Origin of the sequence: Listeria tempestatis, from assembly GCF_963575625.1 — a bacterium.
Lineage (GTDB): Bacteria > Bacillota > Bacilli > Lactobacillales > Listeriaceae > Listeria > Listeria tempestatis.
The window spans coordinates 203,211-221,000 of sequence record NZ_CAUYTK010000001.1; the positions used below are offsets into that span (position 1 = coordinate 203,211).

At 40.1% G+C, this 17,790-nt stretch carries 15 protein-coding genes; all 15 read left to right on the forward strand.

The features are described 5' to 3' along the window. Positions 1 to 48 precede the first annotated feature (48 nt). The 15 genes from rny (at position 49) to R8923_RS01270 (ending at position 17,784) form a co-directional block, all read left to right on the forward strand. Entirely contained in the window at positions 49 to 1,611 is a 1,563-nt protein-coding gene (gene rny / locus R8923_RS01200) for a ribonuclease Y (protein ID WP_485870927.1), read from the forward strand. 99 nt (positions 1,612 to 1,710) lie between these two features. Beyond that, a complete protein-coding gene (locus R8923_RS01205; RefSeq protein WP_485870928.1) occupies positions 1,711 to 2,436 on the forward strand; it encodes a YebC/PmpR family DNA-binding transcriptional regulator in 726 nt (241 codons plus the stop codon). A 49-nt stretch (positions 2,437 to 2,485) separates the two neighbouring features. Then, complete coding sequence (locus R8923_RS01210; RefSeq protein WP_485870929.1) at positions 2,486 to 3,832, forward strand: aldehyde dehydrogenase; 1,347 nt, start codon at positions 2,486 to 2,488, stop codon at positions 3,830 to 3,832. Between the two features lie 66 nt (positions 3,833 to 3,898). Next, a complete protein-coding gene (locus R8923_RS01215; RefSeq protein ID WP_485870930.1) occupies positions 3,899 to 4,834 on the forward strand; it encodes an L-lactate dehydrogenase in 936 nt (311 codons plus the stop codon). Positions 4,835 to 4,906: 72 nt separating this feature from the next. Further along, on the forward strand, positions 4,907 to 5,509 hold the full coding sequence (gene ruvA, locus R8923_RS01220; protein ID WP_485870931.1) for a Holliday junction branch migration protein RuvA: 603 nt from the start codon (positions 4,907 to 4,909) through the stop codon (positions 5,507 to 5,509). A 13-nt stretch (positions 5,510 to 5,522) separates the two neighbouring features. Further along, positions 5,523 to 6,536 (forward strand): Holliday junction branch migration DNA helicase RuvB, encoded by a 1,014-nt coding sequence (gene ruvB, locus R8923_RS01225; RefSeq protein WP_485870932.1) that lies wholly within the window; start codon positions 5,523 to 5,525, stop codon positions 6,534 to 6,536. Continuing rightward, complete coding sequence (gene queA, locus R8923_RS01230; RefSeq protein WP_485870933.1) at positions 6,533 to 7,561, forward strand: tRNA preQ1(34) S-adenosylmethionine ribosyltransferase-isomerase QueA; 1,029 nt, start codon at positions 6,533 to 6,535, stop codon at positions 7,559 to 7,561. The genes ruvB and queA overlap by 4 nt, the downstream gene beginning before the upstream one ends. Positions 7,562 to 7,635: 74 nt before the next feature. Further along, positions 7,636 to 8,775 (forward strand): tRNA guanosine(34) transglycosylase Tgt, encoded by a 1,140-nt coding sequence (gene tgt, locus R8923_RS01235; RefSeq protein ID WP_485870934.1) that lies wholly within the window; start codon positions 7,636 to 7,638, stop codon positions 8,773 to 8,775. Between the two features lie 30 nt (positions 8,776 to 8,805). Then, positions 8,806 to 9,141, forward strand: coding sequence for a preprotein translocase subunit YajC (gene yajC / locus R8923_RS01240; protein ID WP_485870935.1), 336 nt, complete (start codon positions 8,806 to 8,808; stop codon positions 9,139 to 9,141). A 154-nt stretch (positions 9,142 to 9,295) separates the two neighbouring features. Then, positions 9,296 to 9,613, forward strand: coding sequence for a post-transcriptional regulator (locus tag R8923_RS01245; protein WP_485870936.1), 318 nt, complete (start codon positions 9,296 to 9,298; stop codon positions 9,611 to 9,613). Between the two features lie 32 nt (positions 9,614 to 9,645). Beyond that, positions 9,646 to 11,910, forward strand: a complete 2,265-nt coding sequence (gene secDF / locus R8923_RS01250) for a protein translocase subunit SecDF (protein ID WP_485870937.1) — start codon at positions 9,646 to 9,648, stop codon at positions 11,908 to 11,910. Between the two features lie 99 nt (positions 11,911 to 12,009). Beyond that, positions 12,010 to 12,375 (forward strand): LapA family protein, encoded by a 366-nt coding sequence (locus R8923_RS01255; protein WP_485870938.1) that lies wholly within the window; start codon positions 12,010 to 12,012, stop codon positions 12,373 to 12,375. Between the two features lie 208 nt (positions 12,376 to 12,583). After that, positions 12,584 to 14,881 carry a single-stranded-DNA-specific exonuclease RecJ gene (gene recJ / locus R8923_RS01260; protein WP_485871209.1) on the forward strand — a complete coding sequence of 766 codons (2,298 nt, stop codon included), beginning with the start codon at positions 12,584 to 12,586 and terminating at the stop codon, positions 14,879 to 14,881. A 26-nt stretch (positions 14,882 to 14,907) separates the two neighbouring features. After that, a complete protein-coding gene (locus R8923_RS01265; RefSeq protein WP_485870939.1) occupies positions 14,908 to 15,429 on the forward strand; it encodes an adenine phosphoribosyltransferase in 522 nt (173 codons plus the stop codon). Between the two features lie 138 nt (positions 15,430 to 15,567). Next, positions 15,568 to 17,784, forward strand: coding sequence for a RelA/SpoT family protein (locus R8923_RS01270; RefSeq protein ID WP_485870940.1), 2,217 nt, complete (start codon positions 15,568 to 15,570; stop codon positions 17,782 to 17,784). Positions 17,785 to 17,790 lie beyond the last annotated feature (6 nt).

Sequence of the window (17,790 nt, forward strand, 5' to 3'; positions counted from 1 at the left end):
CCACCGACATAATTATAACGAAAACTGAATAGCGAAGGAGGTGTAAGGATGAGCGTAGTAGTCGCAATCATCTCCGGTTTGCTTTTCTTAATCGTCGGTTTGGTTGTTGGCTCACTTATTTATAAAGCTAGTTCTGAAAAGAAACTGGTTGCTGCTCGTGGAACGGCTGAATTAATCGTTGAAGATGCTAAAAAAGAGGCGGAAACAACGAAAAAAGAAGCGTTGCTAGAAGCAAAAGAAGAGAGCCATAGAGTACGTACTGAAATCGAAAATGAACTTCGTGGGCGAAGAGGAGAGTTACAAAAACAAGAAAATCGCTTATTGCAAAGGGAGGAAAACCTCGACCGTAAAGATACTTCTTTGAGTAAAAGAGAAGGTACACTCGAGAAAAAAGAGGAGAATATCAGTAAACGACAACAACATATTGAAGAGAAGGAAAGCAAAATTGATGAGATGATTCAAAAAGAGCAAGATGAGCTCGAACGCATTTCCGCACTCACAAAAGATGAAGCGAAAAAAGTCATCCTTAACCAAGTAGAAGAGGAGCTTTCTCATGATACGGCTATCATGGTAAAGGAATCAGAAAACAAGGCGAAGGAAGAAGCGGACAAAAAAGCGAAAAACATTTTATCACTTGCCATTCAACGATGTGCAGCCGATCATGTTGCTGAAACGACTGTATCCGTTGTCACACTTCCAAACGATGAAATGAAAGGTCGAATTATTGGTCGTGAGGGACGGAATATCCGTACACTTGAAACATTAACTGGTATTGATTTAATTATTGATGATACGCCAGAAGCTGTTATTTTATCAGGTTTTGATCCAATTCGTCGTGAAATTGCGCGAATTGCACTTGAAAAATTAGTTCAAGATGGACGAATTCACCCAGCACGGATTGAAGAAATGGTCGACAAAGCACGTAAAGAAGTGGATGAACACATTCGTGAAGTGGGAGAGCAAGCTACTTTTGAAATTGGAATTCATTCTATCCACCCAGACTTGATTAAAATTTTAGGCCGTTTGCGTTACCGTACAAGTTACGGACAAAATGTTTTAAATCATTCACTGGAAGTCGCTAAACTAGCTGGAATTTTGGCTGGAGAGCTTGGTGAAGATGTGACACTTGCGAAACGCGCGGGATTACTTCATGATATTGGGAAAGCAATTGACCATGAAATTGAAGGGAGTCACGTTGAAATCGGTGTCGAATTAGCAACGAAATACAAAGAAAATGATGTTGTCATTAATAGTATTGCTTCCCATCATGGGGATACTGAACCGACTTCTGTTATTGCTGTTTTAGTTGCTGCTGCGGATGCGCTTTCTGCTGCTAGACCTGGCGCGCGTAGTGAAACACTTGAAAATTACATCCGTCGTTTAGAAAAACTGGAAGAAATTTCAGAATCTTACGAGGGTGTTGAAAAATCTTATGCCATTCAAGCAGGACGTGAAGTCCGGATTATGGTTGAGCCAGACGAAATTGATGATTTAGCATCGTATCGCCTAGCGAGAGATATTCGCAAACGAATTGAAGAAGAACTTGATTATCCGGGACACATTAAAGTAACGGTAATCCGGGAAACAAGAGCAGTTGAATACGCGAAATAAACAAGAGCACCCGGCGGAAGCTGGGTGTTCTTTTTATGTCCTAAACTTGCGCCGCCAATTTGAATACGTTAGAATTTTAATAAAGGAGTTGAGCGGATTATGGCGGGGCATTCAAAATGGAAAAATATTCAAGGAAGAAAAAATGCACAGGATTCAAAACGGGCGAAGATTTTTCAGAAGCTTGCAAAGGAAATTTATATGACGGCGAAAAGTGGAGCTGATCCCGCGCTAAATCCTGCACTCAGACTTGTTGTGGATAAGGCAAAAGCAGCGAATATGCCAAATGATAATATTATGCGCGCGATTCAAAAGGCGGCAGGAAATCAGGCGGGGGAAAACTATGACGAGATTTCTTACGAAGGGTACGGGCCTTCTGGTGTGGCTGTTTTAGTGCATGCGCTTACGGACAATAAGAATCGTACGGGAACGAATGTGCGTGTTGCTTTTAATAAAAACGGCGGAAGTTTAGGCGAAACGGGTAGCGTGGCTTATATGTTTAATCGGAAAGGTTACTTAGTTGTGCTAAGGGAAAATCTTGGCATTAGTGAAGATGAGTTTATGTTACTTGCCATTGAAGCGGGTGCTGAGGATATTATAACAAGTGCTGAAGCGTTTGAAGTCTTTACGACGCCAGCAGATTTTACGACTGTGAAAGAGCAGTTGGAACAGAACGGCTTCACATTTGAGGCAGCGGAACTGACGATGCTGCCTACAATTTACCAAGAAGTTTCAGAAAATAAACGTGCCGAATTTGATAAGTTGCTGAGCATATTAGAAGATGATGACGATGTACAAGACGTTTATACAAACGCGTTTAACGACTAAATTTAGAAAGGCGCTGGCAACATAGGCGTCTTTTTAGGAGGGGAAAATCATGCAAATAAGTGAAATTATGAAGCGGCAAAATGCCTATTTTGATGAAGGCCACACGAAGCGCTTTCTACACCGGAAAACGACGCTTGAGAATTTAGCGATGCTACTTAAAGAAAACGAAAAACTGTTTTTGGCTGCACTCGAAAAAGATTTGGGAAAAAGTAGTTCTGAAGCCTATATGACAGAGATTGGGATGATTTATGAAGAGATTGCTTTTGCATTAAAACATTTAAAAAAATGGATGCGTGTGGAGAAAGTGAAGACGAGCTTGACGCATATTGGTTCCAAAGGATTTATTCACCGCGAGCCGTATGGTACTGTTCTTGTTATTGCTCCGTGGAATTACCCATATCAATTAGCGCTCGCACCACTAATTGGGGCAATCGCGGCTGGAAATACAGTGATTGTAAAACCATCGGAACTCGCACCACATACAGCACAAGTGCTGACGCACGTTTTATCACGTTTTCGTGAAGAGATTATTGCGGTTGTAAGTGGCGGTGTGGCTGAGACGACGGAATTATTAGAGCAAAAAATGGATTACATTTTCTTCACGGGTTCAACACGTGTTGGGAAAATTGTGATGCAAAAAGCGGCTAATCATTTAACGCCAGTTACACTTGAACTTGGTGGGAAAAGTCCAGTTGTTGTCATGAAAGACGCAAATATTTCGCTAGCAGCAAAGCGCATTGCTTTTGGAAAATGGACAAATGCAGGGCAAACTTGCATTTCACCAGATTATGTTTTAGTTCAGGAAGATATTTATGATGAATTTAAAAATGCACTTCTTGAGGCAATAACGGAGCTTTATGGTGGGAATCCTCTGGCGAGTAAAGCGTATGGAAGAATTGTGAATGACGCACATTTTAATCGGCTTTTGGGCTATGCGAAAGACGCTTTGGTTGATGAAGCGAATTTGAAAATAGCACCTTATCTTTTGGAAGAACCAGATTTGGATAGTTCTGTGATGCAGGAGGAAATTTTTGGTCCGATTTTGCCAATTATTAGGTTTAAAGAGGCGGAAGATGCGGTTCGGTTTATTCGTGAACGTCCTAAACCGCTTGCACTTTATCTTTTTACGACAAGTCGCGAAATCGAGCGGAAGTTTATTTTTAAAACGTCTTCTGGTGGTGTGTGTATTAATGACACGCTCATGCATGTTGCAACGCCGTATTTGCCATTTGGTGGTGTGGGTGATAGTGGCTTTGGACATTACCACGGGGAGGCAAGTTTCCGAACGTTTTCACATGAAAAGAGTGTGCTTAGACAAACGAATGCTTTTGATATGAAGTTTCGTTATCCAAATTCAAAATATCGGGAAAAATTATTGCGTTTCTTTTTAAAATGAGTTGCGGAAGGTTCTACTTTTTTTGTAGAATAGAGAGCGTAGTAAATAATGAAGGGGAGTAAATGAATGAAACCACGGAAAGTTATGATTATTGGAGCGGGGAATGTAGGAACTGCGGCGGCTCACGCTTTTGTAAATCAGCGTTTTATCGAAGAACTTATTTTAGTTGACATAAATGAAGATCGTGTGGAAGGAAATCGGAAAGACTTGGCTGATGCAGCAGCATTTATTCCGGGAAAAATGGATATTTCTGTGCGTGAAGCTAGAGATTGTAAAGATGTGGATATTGCCGTCATTACAGTGACTGCAGGGGCTTTAAAAGAAGGACAAACACGGCTTGATGAACAAAAAAGTACATCGAAAATTGTGGCGGGCATCATTCCAGAAATGATGAAAGGCGGATTTAATGGCATTTTTCTGGTGGCTACAAACCCTTGTGATATTATTACCTATCAAGTTTGGAAGTTGTCGGGCTTGCCTAAAAATCGTGTTCTAGGTACGGGTGTATGGCTGGATACAACTCGACTTCGTCGATTGCTTGCGGAGCGTCTTGATATTGCGGCACAAAGTATTGACGCCTTCATTTTAGGCGAGCACGGCGATTCGCAGTTTCCAGTTTGGTCGCACTCTTCTATTTACGGAAAACCAGTGAATGAATATAGTGCGGAGAAGCTAGGCGATTCTCTTAATTTGAAAGCAATCGGGGAGATTGCACGAGACACAGGTTTTGAAATTTATCACCAAAAAGGTTGTACGGAATACGGAATTGGTGGTACAATCGTTGAAATTTGCCGGCACATTTTTAGTGGTAGTCAACGTGCACTTACGGTGTCGTGTGTACTTGAAGGCGAGTACGGGGAACGCGATTTAGCGATTGGAGTCCCAGCTGTTTTGAATCAGGAAGGCGTTAAAGAAATTATTGAATTAAAGCTAAATAGCGAAGAAGAGCAAGCGTTTAAACATTCAGCACAGGTTATTAAAGACTGCATTGCAGAACTATAATACGATTGTTAGCACAAATGTTCGTAATATGCTATCATGAATGGTATGGTATGACAGAAAGGGCGAATTGACGTGTATGAATATATGAAAGGCCAGATTGCGGCCATTACACCAGAATATGTAGTTGTGGAAGTTTACGGAGTTGGCTACCAAATTGTTGCTGGGAATCCATTTGCTTTTGCAGCACAAGAAGGAAAAGAAACAAAAGTCTATTTGCATCAACATGTTCGTGAGGATAATATCACGCTTTACGGATTTCAAACGACGGAAGAGCGCTTTTTGTTTAAAAAATTGTTAGGTGTTTCTGGCATTGGTCCTAAAAGCGCGCTCGCGATAACAGCTGCAGGGGACGCAACACAATTAATTAATGCAATTGAAATCGAAGACGATGTTTATTTAACGAAATTCCCTAGTGTTGGGAAAAAAACAGCGCGTCAGATTATCCTTGACTTAAAAGGAAAGCTAGGCGACGTCGTGACAAGTGAGATTCCTCATTTTGTAGCCAAAAAAGAGATTACAGATGGGCTTTCGCCACAACTTGAGGAAGCGGTTCTTGCCTTGCAGGCACTCGGTTATAGCGAGCGCGAACTGAAGAAAATTGTTCCAAAACTTGAAGATGAGTTACTTACAAGTGATGGCTATATTAAGTTAGCTTTAAAATTAATGACAAATTAAGGAGGGATGTGGCATGGATGAGCGTATTGTTTCTTCCGAAAATGTGAGTTCCCAGGAAATCTCGTTTGAAACAAGCTTGCGGCCACAATTGCTTGCGGAATACATTGGTCAAGACAAAGTAAAACATAATCTTGGCGTTTTTATTGAGGCAGCAAGGAGAAGAGAAGAAGCACTGGATCATGTGCTTTTATACGGCCCTCCTGGTTTAGGGAAAACGACTCTTGCGATGGTCATTGCGAACGAGCTTGGAACAAACATAAAAACGACAAGTGGGCCAGCAATTGAGCGTCCAGGCGACTTAGCTACAATTTTAACATCACTTGAACCAGGTGATGTGCTTTTCATTGATGAAATTCACCGACTATCAAAGTCCATTGAGGAAGTGCTTTATCCTGCGATGGAGGATTATTGCTTAGATATTGTTATTGGAAACGGGCCGTCTGCAAGATCGGTGCGCCTTGATTTACCGCCATTTACACTAATTGGGGCGACGACACGCGCGGGACAATTATCAGCGCCACTGCGTGACCGCTTTGGTGTCATTGATCATTTGGAATTTTATACAGAAGAACAGTTAATGGACATCATTTTACGGACGGCTAAAATTTTAACGACGGAAATTAGTGCAGATGGTGCACTTGAACTTGCTAGACGATCGCGCGGAACACCGCGAATTGCTAATCGTTTATTAAAACGCGTCCGTGATTTTGCTGAGGTAAAAGGTGACGGGCTTGTTTCTTATGACGTTGCGCGTGATGCATTAACACTTTTACGTGTCGATCCACGGGGACTTGATACAATTGATCAAAAGCTTTTGCAAACGATTATGACATCATTTCGCGGAGGGCCAGTCGGACTTGATACGATTTCGGCGAGTATTGGGGAGGAGCGCGAAACGATTGAAGATATGCATGAGCCGTATTTACTGCAAATTGGCTTTTTGCAGCGTACACCAAGAGGTCGACTCGCGACACAATTAGCGTACGACCATTTTGGAATTCAAAACGAAAAAGGTGTCGATGAATGAAAGTTGAAGATTTTGATTTTGATTTGCCAGAATCTCTCATTGCTCAAACGCCATTACTTGACCGCACGTCAAGTCGCTTAATGGTGCTTGATAAAAAAACGGGGGATTTAAGCGATAAAAAATTTACCAATATTATAGATTATTTAAATGAAGGTGATGCGCTGGTTTTAAATGATACGCGTGTCTTACCTGCTCGCCTCCACGGAATTAAAGAGGAGACGGGTGCACATATCGAAGTGCTTTTATTAAAACAAAAAGAAGGAAATAAGTGGGAAACGCTTGTGAAACCGGCAAAACGTATTCGTGTCGGCGCAAAAATTACGTTTGGTGCGGGTGAGCTTTCGGCGACGTGCACCGAGGAGCTTGAGCACGGCGGTCGTATTTTAGAGTTTCATTATACGGGTATTTTTTATGAGGTGCTTGAAAATCTCGGGGAAATGCCGCTTCCGCCTTATATTAAAGAGCAGCTAAGTAATCAGGAGCGTTATCAAACGGTTTATGCACGCGAAAATGGTTCTGCTGCTGCCCCAACTGCTGGGCTTCACTTCACTGAAGAACTTTTAGATGCAATTCGGTCTAAAGGCATTCATGTATGTTTCGTGACGCTCCATGTTGGGCTTGGCACGTTTCGTCCTGTAGACGTGAGCGATACGGAAAACCATAAAATGCATTCGGAATTTTATCGTTTGACGGAAGAAACGGCGACGATTTTAAATCAAGTGAAGACAAATGGCAAACAAATTGTTGCTGTTGGCACGACCTCTATTCGGACATTAGAAACGATTGCCACAAAATTTGATGGTGAAATAAAAGCTGATTCTGGCTGGACGGATATTTTTATCTTCCCTGGCTACACATTCAAAGCGGTAGATGCTTTAATTACCAATTTCCACTTACCAAAATCTACACTCATCATGCTTGTTTCAGCTTTATCAACGCGTGAGAATATTTTACAAGCCTATCATCATGCTGTAGAAGACAAGTATCGTTTTTTTAGTTTTGGCGATGCAATGTTTATTCATTAATTTTGTGAAAAAACTTGTTTTCTATGTTTATTTTCGTTATGCTATTTAGTAGAGTAAAAAGAAAGAGGTAACACATGACAGCTATTCGTTATGAATTAATTAAAACTGATAAAAAAACAGGTGCGAGATTAGGGAAATTACATACCCCACATGGTACGTTTGATACGCCTATGTTCATGCCTGTTGGTACGCAAGCAACTGTCAAAACCATGTCACCAGAAGAGCTTAAACAAATGGGTGCAGGTGTTATTTTAAGCAACACTTATCACCTATGGCTAAGGCCTGGTGAACAATTGATTGAGCAAGCAGGCGGTTTGCATAAGTTTATGAACTGGGATCAACCCATTTTAACCGATTCAGGAGGCTTTCAAGTTTTTAGCCTAAGCGATATGCGTGATATTAAAGAGGAAGGCGTTCATTTTCGCAATCATTTAAATGGTGATAAATTATTTTTATCGCCTGAGAAGGCCATTCAAATTCAAAATGCACTCGGCTCTGACATTATGATGAGCTTTGACGAGTGCCCACCATATCCAGCTACACACGAATATATGAAGCGCTCTGTTGAACGTACATCACGATGGGCTGAGCGCGGCTTAAAAGCACACATGAAACCAAACATTCAAGGCTTATTTGGTATCGTGCAAGGCGGAGCCTATGAAGATTTGCGACGTCAAAGTGCGGAAGATTTAGTGTCACTTGATTTTCCTGGTTATTCGATTGGCGGCCTCTCAGTAGGCGAACCGAAAGACGTCATGAATGAAGTGCTAGAATTTACAACACCTTTTCTCCCAAGTGGAAAACCCCGCTATTTAATGGGTGTTGGTTCGCCAGATTCATTAATTGATGGGGTCATTAGAGGCATTGATATGTTCGACTGTGTCTTACCAACACGCATTGCACGTAATGGAACATGTATGACTTCAAACGGACGTCTTGTGATTAAAAATGCCAAATTCGCAACGGATTTTGGTCCACTTGATGAAAATTGTTCTTGTTACACCTGTCAAAATTATTCCAGAGCCTACATTCGCCATCTAATTCGGTGCGATGAAACATTTGGAATAAGACTTACGACTTATCATAATTTACATTTTCTGTTACACTTAATGGAGCAAGTACGTGAAGCAATTCGCTTTGACCGTCTGCTAGAGTTTCGTGAAGAATTTTTTGAGCAATATGGTTTTAATGGGCCAAATGCGAAAAATTTTTAATAAATATTTTTTTAAAGGAGCTGACAATTTTTGGGTGGTTTAACAGCATTTATTCCAATTATTTTGATGATTGTCTTGTTCTACTTCTTGCTAATCAGACCTCAACAAAAGCGTCAAAAAGAAGTAACAAACATGCAAAATAGTTTAGCAAAAGGCGACAAGATTATTACGATTGGTGGTCTTCACGGCATTGTCGAAGCTATCGAAGACGGCACTGTCGTACTAAAAACTGGCAATACAAAGCTTACATTCGATCGCAATGCGATTCGTACAGTTCTTGAAAAAGGAAATGCTACTCCTGAAGTGGTGCAAGCTGAACCAGTTGAAGATAACATTGAAACTGAAAAAGAAGCAGAAGAAAAATAAAAGAATTGCTCTAGTCCAGCTAGAGCAATTCTTTTGTTTCATATGGACCGTGAAATGTGTCATTTATGTGGATTTTTCACTTTCTGCTTTTCATTTGCCCACTTTTTAGATAAAATGAGAATAGTTGATTGTAAAATGAGGGAGGGGAAGTGCTATGTTGCACGAAGACTGGTATGAAAGTTTGGAACCAGCTATTTTAATAAAAGTGGAAGATTTCCATCTTCTCAGTTATAGAGAAATCAAACCAGAACACATTTGGTCATTTTTAACAGAAGTTAAATGGGCTACAAATCCCACTCCGAATTTGCATGAACGCGTCAATGATATTATGCAGATGAACATTGGACAATTAATGGACTTTATTACAAAAACATCTAAAACATCCAGTGAGACAGTAGTTAACGTTAGCGCAAGCAATGAAACGGAGACTTCGGAAGATAACGAAGAGGTATCTTCTGAACTTTCTAAATAGCATTACATGGTTTAGATGAGGGAGGAAAAGAAATGATTAAGAAAAGTAGGTTAGTAACCTTCTTCCTAGTCGTGGCAATTATTTTTGGGGTCGTTTTCAGTACAGGGAAAATGGTTTTACAAAATATTAATTTAGGACTAGATTTACAGGGCGGATTTGAAGTGCTTTATCAAGTAGAACCTGCTTCTGGAAAAGGTGAAGTGACTAAACAGACACTTACAGATACTGTGAGTGCCCTCGATCGCCGTATTAATAGTATCGGCGTAGCTGAGCCTAGCATCACAATTGAAGGTAACAATCGAATTCGTGTCCAGCTCGCTGGAGTTACAGATCAAAACGAAGCACGAAAAATGTTATCGACAACGGCGGAACTTTCTTTTAGGGATGCAAATGATAAACTTATGATGGATGGTTCTGATTTAGTTCCTGGAGGAGCAAAACAAGCTTTTGATCAAAATAACCAACCAATTGTCACATTGAAACTAAAAAGTGCGGATAAATTCGCGGATGTGACAAAAACTATTTTGGCTGAAAAACCAGATAATCAACTCGTTATTTGGTTAGATTGGAAAGAGGGCCAAAAATATCAAGTAGAAAAAACTAAAAAAGATCCTGCATACTTATCGGCACCAAATGTCAACCAAGTTTTAGACACAAATAAGGTTGAAATTTCGGGTAACTTCACTGTTGAAGAAGCAAAAGACTTAGCCAACTTATTAAACTCAGGGGCTTTACCAGTTAAGATGACAGAGGTATATTCTACGTCTGTTGGGGCACAGTTTGGTCAAGATGCACTTGATGAAACGATTCTTGCTGGAATTATCGGTGTTGCGGCTATTTTCATCTTTATGATGCTTGTATATCGTATTCCTGGGATTATTGCATGTGTGACACTTGTTGCATATACTTACATTGTTCTACTTGTTCTCGCTTTACTTAATGCAACACTAACGCTTCCAGGGATTGCTGGACTGATTCTCGGGATAGGGATGGCTGTTGACGCGAACGTTATCACCTATGAGCGAATAAAAGAGGAGCTAAAAGTCGGACGATCGACGAAAGCGGCGTTTGAAGTCGGCGTAAAAGAAGCTTTCCGCGCTATTTTTGACGGAAACATTTCGACTTTACTTGTTGCCTGTGTTCTATTCTATTTTGGAACAAGTTCGATTAAAGGATTTGCGACAGTCCTAATTATTAGTATTTTAGTCAGCTTCCTAACAGCCGTTTGGGGCTCACGTGTATTACTCGGCTTACTTGTTAAGAGTAACGTTTTAAATAATAAACCACGTGCATTTAGTGTGAAACCGAGTTCGATTCATAACTTACATGATGGCATCAGCACATACGACTTAAAAACGCCATTTGACCGTTTTGATTTCGTTAAAAACCACCGCCTGTTCTTGTGGATCTTCACGAGCATTGTGGTTATTGGTATTGTTGTTTTGAGTGTCTTTAAACTTAATCTGGGTATTGATTTTGCGAGTGGTACGAGAGCAGAAATTACTTCTGATTCACCACTTACAGAACAGCAGATTAAAAAAGATTTAGATGATATTGATATGCCATCAGATAATATTGTCTTCCAAGGTAAGGACAACAAAACGGCGGTAGTTTCTTACAAAGGTGCTCTTTCGCAAGATGAGATTGCGAAGTTTAAAACGCATTTTGAAGAAGAATATAAACATGAACCGAGCATTAGTACAGTAACGCCAACAGTTGGGAAAGAACTTGCGAAAAACGGCTTGTATGCTATGGCAATTGCTTCGGTACTCATTGTCATCTATATCGCCATTCGTTTTGAATTTTATATGGGGATTGCAGCGATTCTATCGTTACTATTTGATGCTTTCACCATCTTCATATTCTTCAGTATCTTCCAGATTGAGGTTGATTTGACGTTTATTGCAGCCGTTCTGACTGTTATCGGGTATTCGATTAACGACACAATTGTAACGGCCGACCGGATTCGAGATATTGGGCGTAAGATGGGACGCTATAAAACGAAAGAAGATGTGGCATTTGCTGTTAATCATGGTTTACGCCAAACGTTCACCCGTTCGATTAACACAATTTTAACGGTTATTTTCACCGTAGTAGCACTTGTCATCTTCGGTAGTGAATCCATTTTAAGCTTCTCAATTGCTTTACTTGTTGGACTCGTCTCAAGTGTATTCTCTTCAATTTTCATGGCGATGCAGTTATGGTACGTCTTTAAAGCACACCAAGTGAATAAAAAAGGCCCCGTTGCCACTGTTAAGAAAAAGAAAAGAAGAAACCCTTCGCAGCCTATGGTATAAAGTCGTGTAACAAAAGTCGGACGAGATGTCCGGCTTTTGTTTTAGCATAATTTTTAGCGGGAATAAATGTATATAATTAGAAAAAAGGAGACGGATGTTATGAAAAATCAGTGGCAGGTTATTGTAGGGATCATTTTAGCTATATTAATTGCAGTGTTTGCAATTATGAACGTTGAAGCAGTCGAAATCAATTTCTTTTTTGCACAGTTGGAGTGGCCGCTTATATTAGTTATTTTAGGTTCAGTTCTTATCGGCGGTTTAATTATTTTTTGTCTAAATATCGCAAAAGTACGAGGTATGAACAAACAAATCAAACAACTTCTTGAGGAAAAAACTAATTTAGAACGACAGCTTGCTGCGGCAAAAGCCATGCAGACGAAAACTTCTACAATCTCAATTCGAGATGCAGAAGAAACGGAAAAAGCGGTAGAGTTACCGAGCCAAAATCAAGACGAACAGAAATAATAAATGCGCTTTTAGAAGAGTGTAAACACTAATTTTATTCCAAACTTTTTTGTGCACGGGTGCCGAAATGGAGGGAATGTTATAAAAGTCCAATATCTACGGATTATTGGCAATTTGAAAGCTCCAATTAATTTTGATTTGGGCTTTTTACTATTGGTTTTTCTGCTATTTTCGGATATAATAGGAGGGTTGAAAGGTGGGGGGAATTGTGATTCATTCCAAATACAGATGGAAAACTGAAGAAATTGACGGTGAAAAAGTAGCAAACCTAGCTAAAGAGTTGAATGTGTCGCTTCCGCTTGCGAAAATGCTTGTAAAACGTAAGATTACAACTGAAGGACAGTTTGATAAATTTATGAATCCTGCAAAATATGCGAGCTATGACCCTTTTTTACTCGCAGAAATGGATCAGGCTGTAAAGCGGATTAAATCTGCTATTCAAGCAGGCGAGAAAATTATGATTTACGGTGATTATGATGCAGATGGTGTGACGAGCATTGCCGTGCTCTATAAGACGCTAGAAAGCTTAGGGGCATTCGTACAGTTTTATATTCCAAATCGCTTTACGGAAGGATATGGACCAAATCAAGATGCTTTTCAAATGATTAAAAACCAAGGATTTGATTTGATTATCACAGTAGATAACGGAATTGCCGCCCTTCAAGTCATGGATTTTGCACAAGAAATCGGAATAGATGTCATTATAACTGACCACCATGAAATGCGTGAAACATTGCCGCAAGCTGTTGCAGTCATTCACCCTAAACACCCCGACTCAAACTATCCTTTTGAAGATTTAGCGGGGGTTGGCGTTAGCTATAAACTTTCACATGCGCTGCTTGGCGAAGAACCCGTACATTTACTAGATTTGGTAGCTGTTGGAACCGTTGCGGACCTCGTTTCATTGACCGATGAAAATCGTCTTTTTGTTCAAAAGGGGCTCCAAGTACTTCGTGAAAAACCAAACACAGGTCTTCGTGTTCTCGCTTCGAAAGCAAGTGTTAAATTAGAGGAAGCAAATGAAGAAACAATTGGTTTTGCCATTGCCCCAAGATTAAACGCTGTTGGACGTCTAGGGGCAGCTGACCCCGCTGCAGAATTGCTGCTCGCTTTTGACGACGACGAAGCCGAATACTTAGCTCTGGAAATTGATGAGGCAAACGTAAATAGACGGGAACTTGTTGCTGATATAACCGCTCAAGCCATTTCGATTTTGGAGGCAAAAGCTGAAATTCCAAGCATGGTTGTGATTGCTAAAAAAGACTGGAATCCCGGTGTGCTAGGAATTGTTGCATCGAAATTAGTAGAGAAGTTCAATCGTCCAGTCATCTGTCTAGCCATTAACGAAGAGACGCAAATGGCGAAAGGTTCTGGTAGGAGTGTGCCAAACTTCCATTTATATCAGGAACTTGATAAAAATAGAGCTATCCTTGAAGCGTTTGGTGGGCATCCAATGGCAGCTGGCATGACTGTATCGCTTAGCAATTTGGAGGCGCTCGAGACTGCTTTAATTGAGCAGGCGGACGCAGTAGATGTGACGAGTATAAAACGTGAGCTTAGCGTAGAAGACACTTTGCAATTAGCGGATGTTTCGCTTGAGTTCATTCAGATGATTGACAAAATGGCACCATTTGGAACGGGTAATGTAAAGCCAATTTTCCAATTTGAAGAAATTTATTTGAAAGATACGAAACGCATTGGGGCGGATAAGACGCATTTGAAAACAGTCCTAACAGACGAAAACGCGCAATTAGATGGGATTGGCTTTAATTTGGGGGACTTGGCGGATAATTTGGCACAAAATGCGCTTGTTAGTGTTGTTGGCGAATTGAATGTAAATGAATGGAATCATATTCGAAAGCCGCAACTTAGATTGGTAGATCTTGAGGTGGATCAATTTCAACTTTTTGATGCGCGTAATCGAACAGAATGGCAACGTTTATTAAAAGAATCGGAGCGCGAACGGGTTTTCATCTGCTTTAACCAAGAAACCGTGACGAAACTTCCAGCGATTGCGGAAAATGTGGTGTTTACGCCTGATGATAGGGAATACGCACGGGAAGTGGTTTTTGTTGACTTGCCGAAAGAGGTGAGCCACGTGGAACCGTTCATTAAAAAGTTCCAGCCAGAACGGATTTACATTCATTTCGGTGCATCAGAAAGTCAAGATTTAGAATCGCTGCCAGATAGATTGGCATTTACGAATCTATTTGCTTTGATTAAAAAATATCAACCTTTTTCCCTCGAAAAGTATGGTCCTGCCTTAAATAAAAAGTTTGGTTGGAGCAAACAGCAAATTGATTTCATGTCAAACGTGTTTTTTGAGCTGGACTTTGTTAAAATAGAAAATGGCGTGATTTTATTAAATGATTTTTTAGAAAAACGAAATTTAGAAGAAGCCGAAATTTATCAGTCGAAAAAACAAAAAATTGCAACACAAGAAAAACTGCTTTATGCGAGCTTTAATGAATTATTTAGCTGGATGAAGCGAATTATGGAGGCTTAGTGCCTACCCACTTTGGAGGAATAAACATGGATTTAAATGATCTTAAAAAATTTGTCGCAATCGTGGAGGATTGGCCAAAAGAAGGCATTGTATTTAAGGATATCACACCGCTTATGAATAACGGTGAAGCTTATAAATTTGCGACAGATCAAATTGTGGAGTATGCTTTGAAATTGCAAGTAGATTTGATTGTCGGACCAGAAGCACGAGGCTTCATTATCGGTTGTCCGGTTGCGTATGCGCTTGGTATTGGTTTTGCGCCGGTACGTAAACCCGGCAAGCTACCGCGTGAAACGATTGAAATGGAATATGAACTTGAATATGGTACAAATACGCTCACCATGCATAAAGATGCAATTAAGCCAGGGCAACGCGTGCTGATTACTGATGATTTACTGGCAACGGGTGGTACGATTGAAGCAACGATTAAACTTGTAGAAAAACTTGGTGGAATTGTTGCTGGCTGTGCCTTTTTAATTGAACTTACGGAATTAGAAGGACATAAAAAATTAAATGGTTATGATCGTTTGATTTTAATGGACTTTTAAGTTAGAAAAAACATTTTCCAGTTGGAAAGTGTTTTTTTCTAACGACACATGGAAACTACTTTCTAAAGCCACTTTTGTCGTGTATAATGAGAACTATGAATCTATTTTTATTAAGAGGGAAAGAAGGGGGTGGATAAAATGGCGAAAGAGCAAAATTTGACGGCAGAACAAGTCATTGAGATGGCTTCTAATTATATGAATGAATCGCATCTGAAAATTGTGAAAAAGGCTTATGAATATGCGCGCGACGCACATAGTGAGCAATTTAGAAAATCGGGAGAGCCATATATTATTCATCCAATTCAAGTAGCGGGAATTCTTGTCGAGTTAAGAATGGACCCTGAAACGGTAGCGGCAGGTTTCTTACACGATGTTGTCGAAGATACGGATGTAACCCTTGTAGACTTAACGGAAGCGTTTAATGAAGAAGTGGCGATGCTAGTTGATGGCGTGACAAAACTTGGGAAAATTAAATATAAATCGCACGAAGAGCAACAAGCTGAAAATCATCGGAAAATGTTCATTGCGATGGCACAAGATATTCGTGTTATTTTAATCAAGTTGGCTGACCGTCTGCATAATATGCGTACTCTAAAGCATCTTCCGGTAGAAAAGCAGCGCCGCATTTCAACGGAAACACTTGAAATTTTTGCGCCACTTGCTCATAGACTTGGAATTAGTCGAGTGAAGTGGGAGCTTGAAGATACAGCACTGCGCTATTTAAATCCGCAGCAATATTACCGCATTGTCCATTTAATGAAACAAAAACGCGGTGCACGTGAACGTTATTTGCAAGATGTAATTGACGGTGTTTCAGATAATTTAGACGAATTAAATATTCAAGCGGATATTTCTGGTAGACCAAAACATATTTATTCCATCTACCGGAAAATGTCAGAACAACATAAGCAGTTTAATGAAATATACGATTTGCTAGCAGTTCGGATTTTAGTAAGCAGCATTAAAGATTGTTATGCGGTATTAGGTGTCATTCATACGCGCTGGAAGCCAATGCCTGGTCGGTTTAAAGATTATATTGCAATGCCAAAATCAAATATGTATCAGTCGCTTCATACGACAGTAATTGGACCGCAAGGCGAGCCGCTCGAAGTGCAAATTCGAACACATGAGATGCATCAAATTGCGGAATACGGGGTTGCGGCGCACTGGGCTTATAAAGAAGGGAAAGTTGTAAATTCAAAAACGTCATTCGATAATAAAATGACATGGTTCCGCGAAATTTTGGAATACCAGAATGAATCTGATAATGCGGAAGAGTTTATGGAATCATTAAAATTAGATTTATTTGCGGATGTGGTGTATGTCTTTACTCCAAAAGGCGATGTTTACGAGCTACCAAACGGATCGGTTCCACTTGATTTCGCCTACCGAATTCATACGGAAATTGGCAATAAAACGATTGGCGCGAAGGTAAATGGTAAAATTGTCACGCTTGACTATAAGTTGAAGACGGGGGATATTATCGATATTTTAACGTCGAAGCACTCTTATGGTCCAAGTCGTGACTGGTTAAAACTCGTGCAGACATCGCAGGCGAGAAATAAAATCCGTCAATTCTTTAAACGACAAGCGAAAGAAGAAAATGTCGAAAAAGGTCGGGATTTGGTTGAAAAAGAACTTCGTCAAATGGATTTTGAACCTAAAAAGATTATGACGAATGAAAATCTCGGACGACTCCTTACGAAGCTGAATTTTGCTCATGAAGATGATTTGTTTGCTGCTGTTGGGTATAACGGAATTACGGCGCTTCAAGTGGCAAATCGTTTGACGGAGAAAGAGCGAAAAGAACGTGACGAAGAGGAAAAAACAGAGAAATTGCTTTCGCAAGCAGAAGCGCGAAATAGCAATGCGGAGGCCAATAACGAGAAGCTTAAGATTAAGCATAATGCAGGTGTAGTTGTTCAAGGCGTTGGCAATTTACTAATCCGTCTATCAAGATGTTGTAATCCTGTTCCTGGTGATGAAATTGTTGGTTATATCACGAAAGGGCGTGGTATTTCAATTCACCGTTCGGATTGTCCAAATGTGCAGTCAATCGAAAGTGAACGTCTTATCGGTGTAGAGTGGGAGGATGCGGACTTACAAGCAAAAAATGATTATAATGTAGATATTGAAATTTATGGTTATAATCGTAACGGCTTGTTAAATGATATTTTGCAAGTTATTAATAGTTTGACGTCGAATATTAACGGTGTAAATGCAAAAGTGGATAATAATAAAATGGCAACACTCGTGTTAACTTTGCAAATTCATAATATTAATCATTTACAGCGAGTTGTGGATAAAATTAAGCAAATTCCAGATGTTTATACAGTTAGACGATTAATGAGCTAGGGAGAT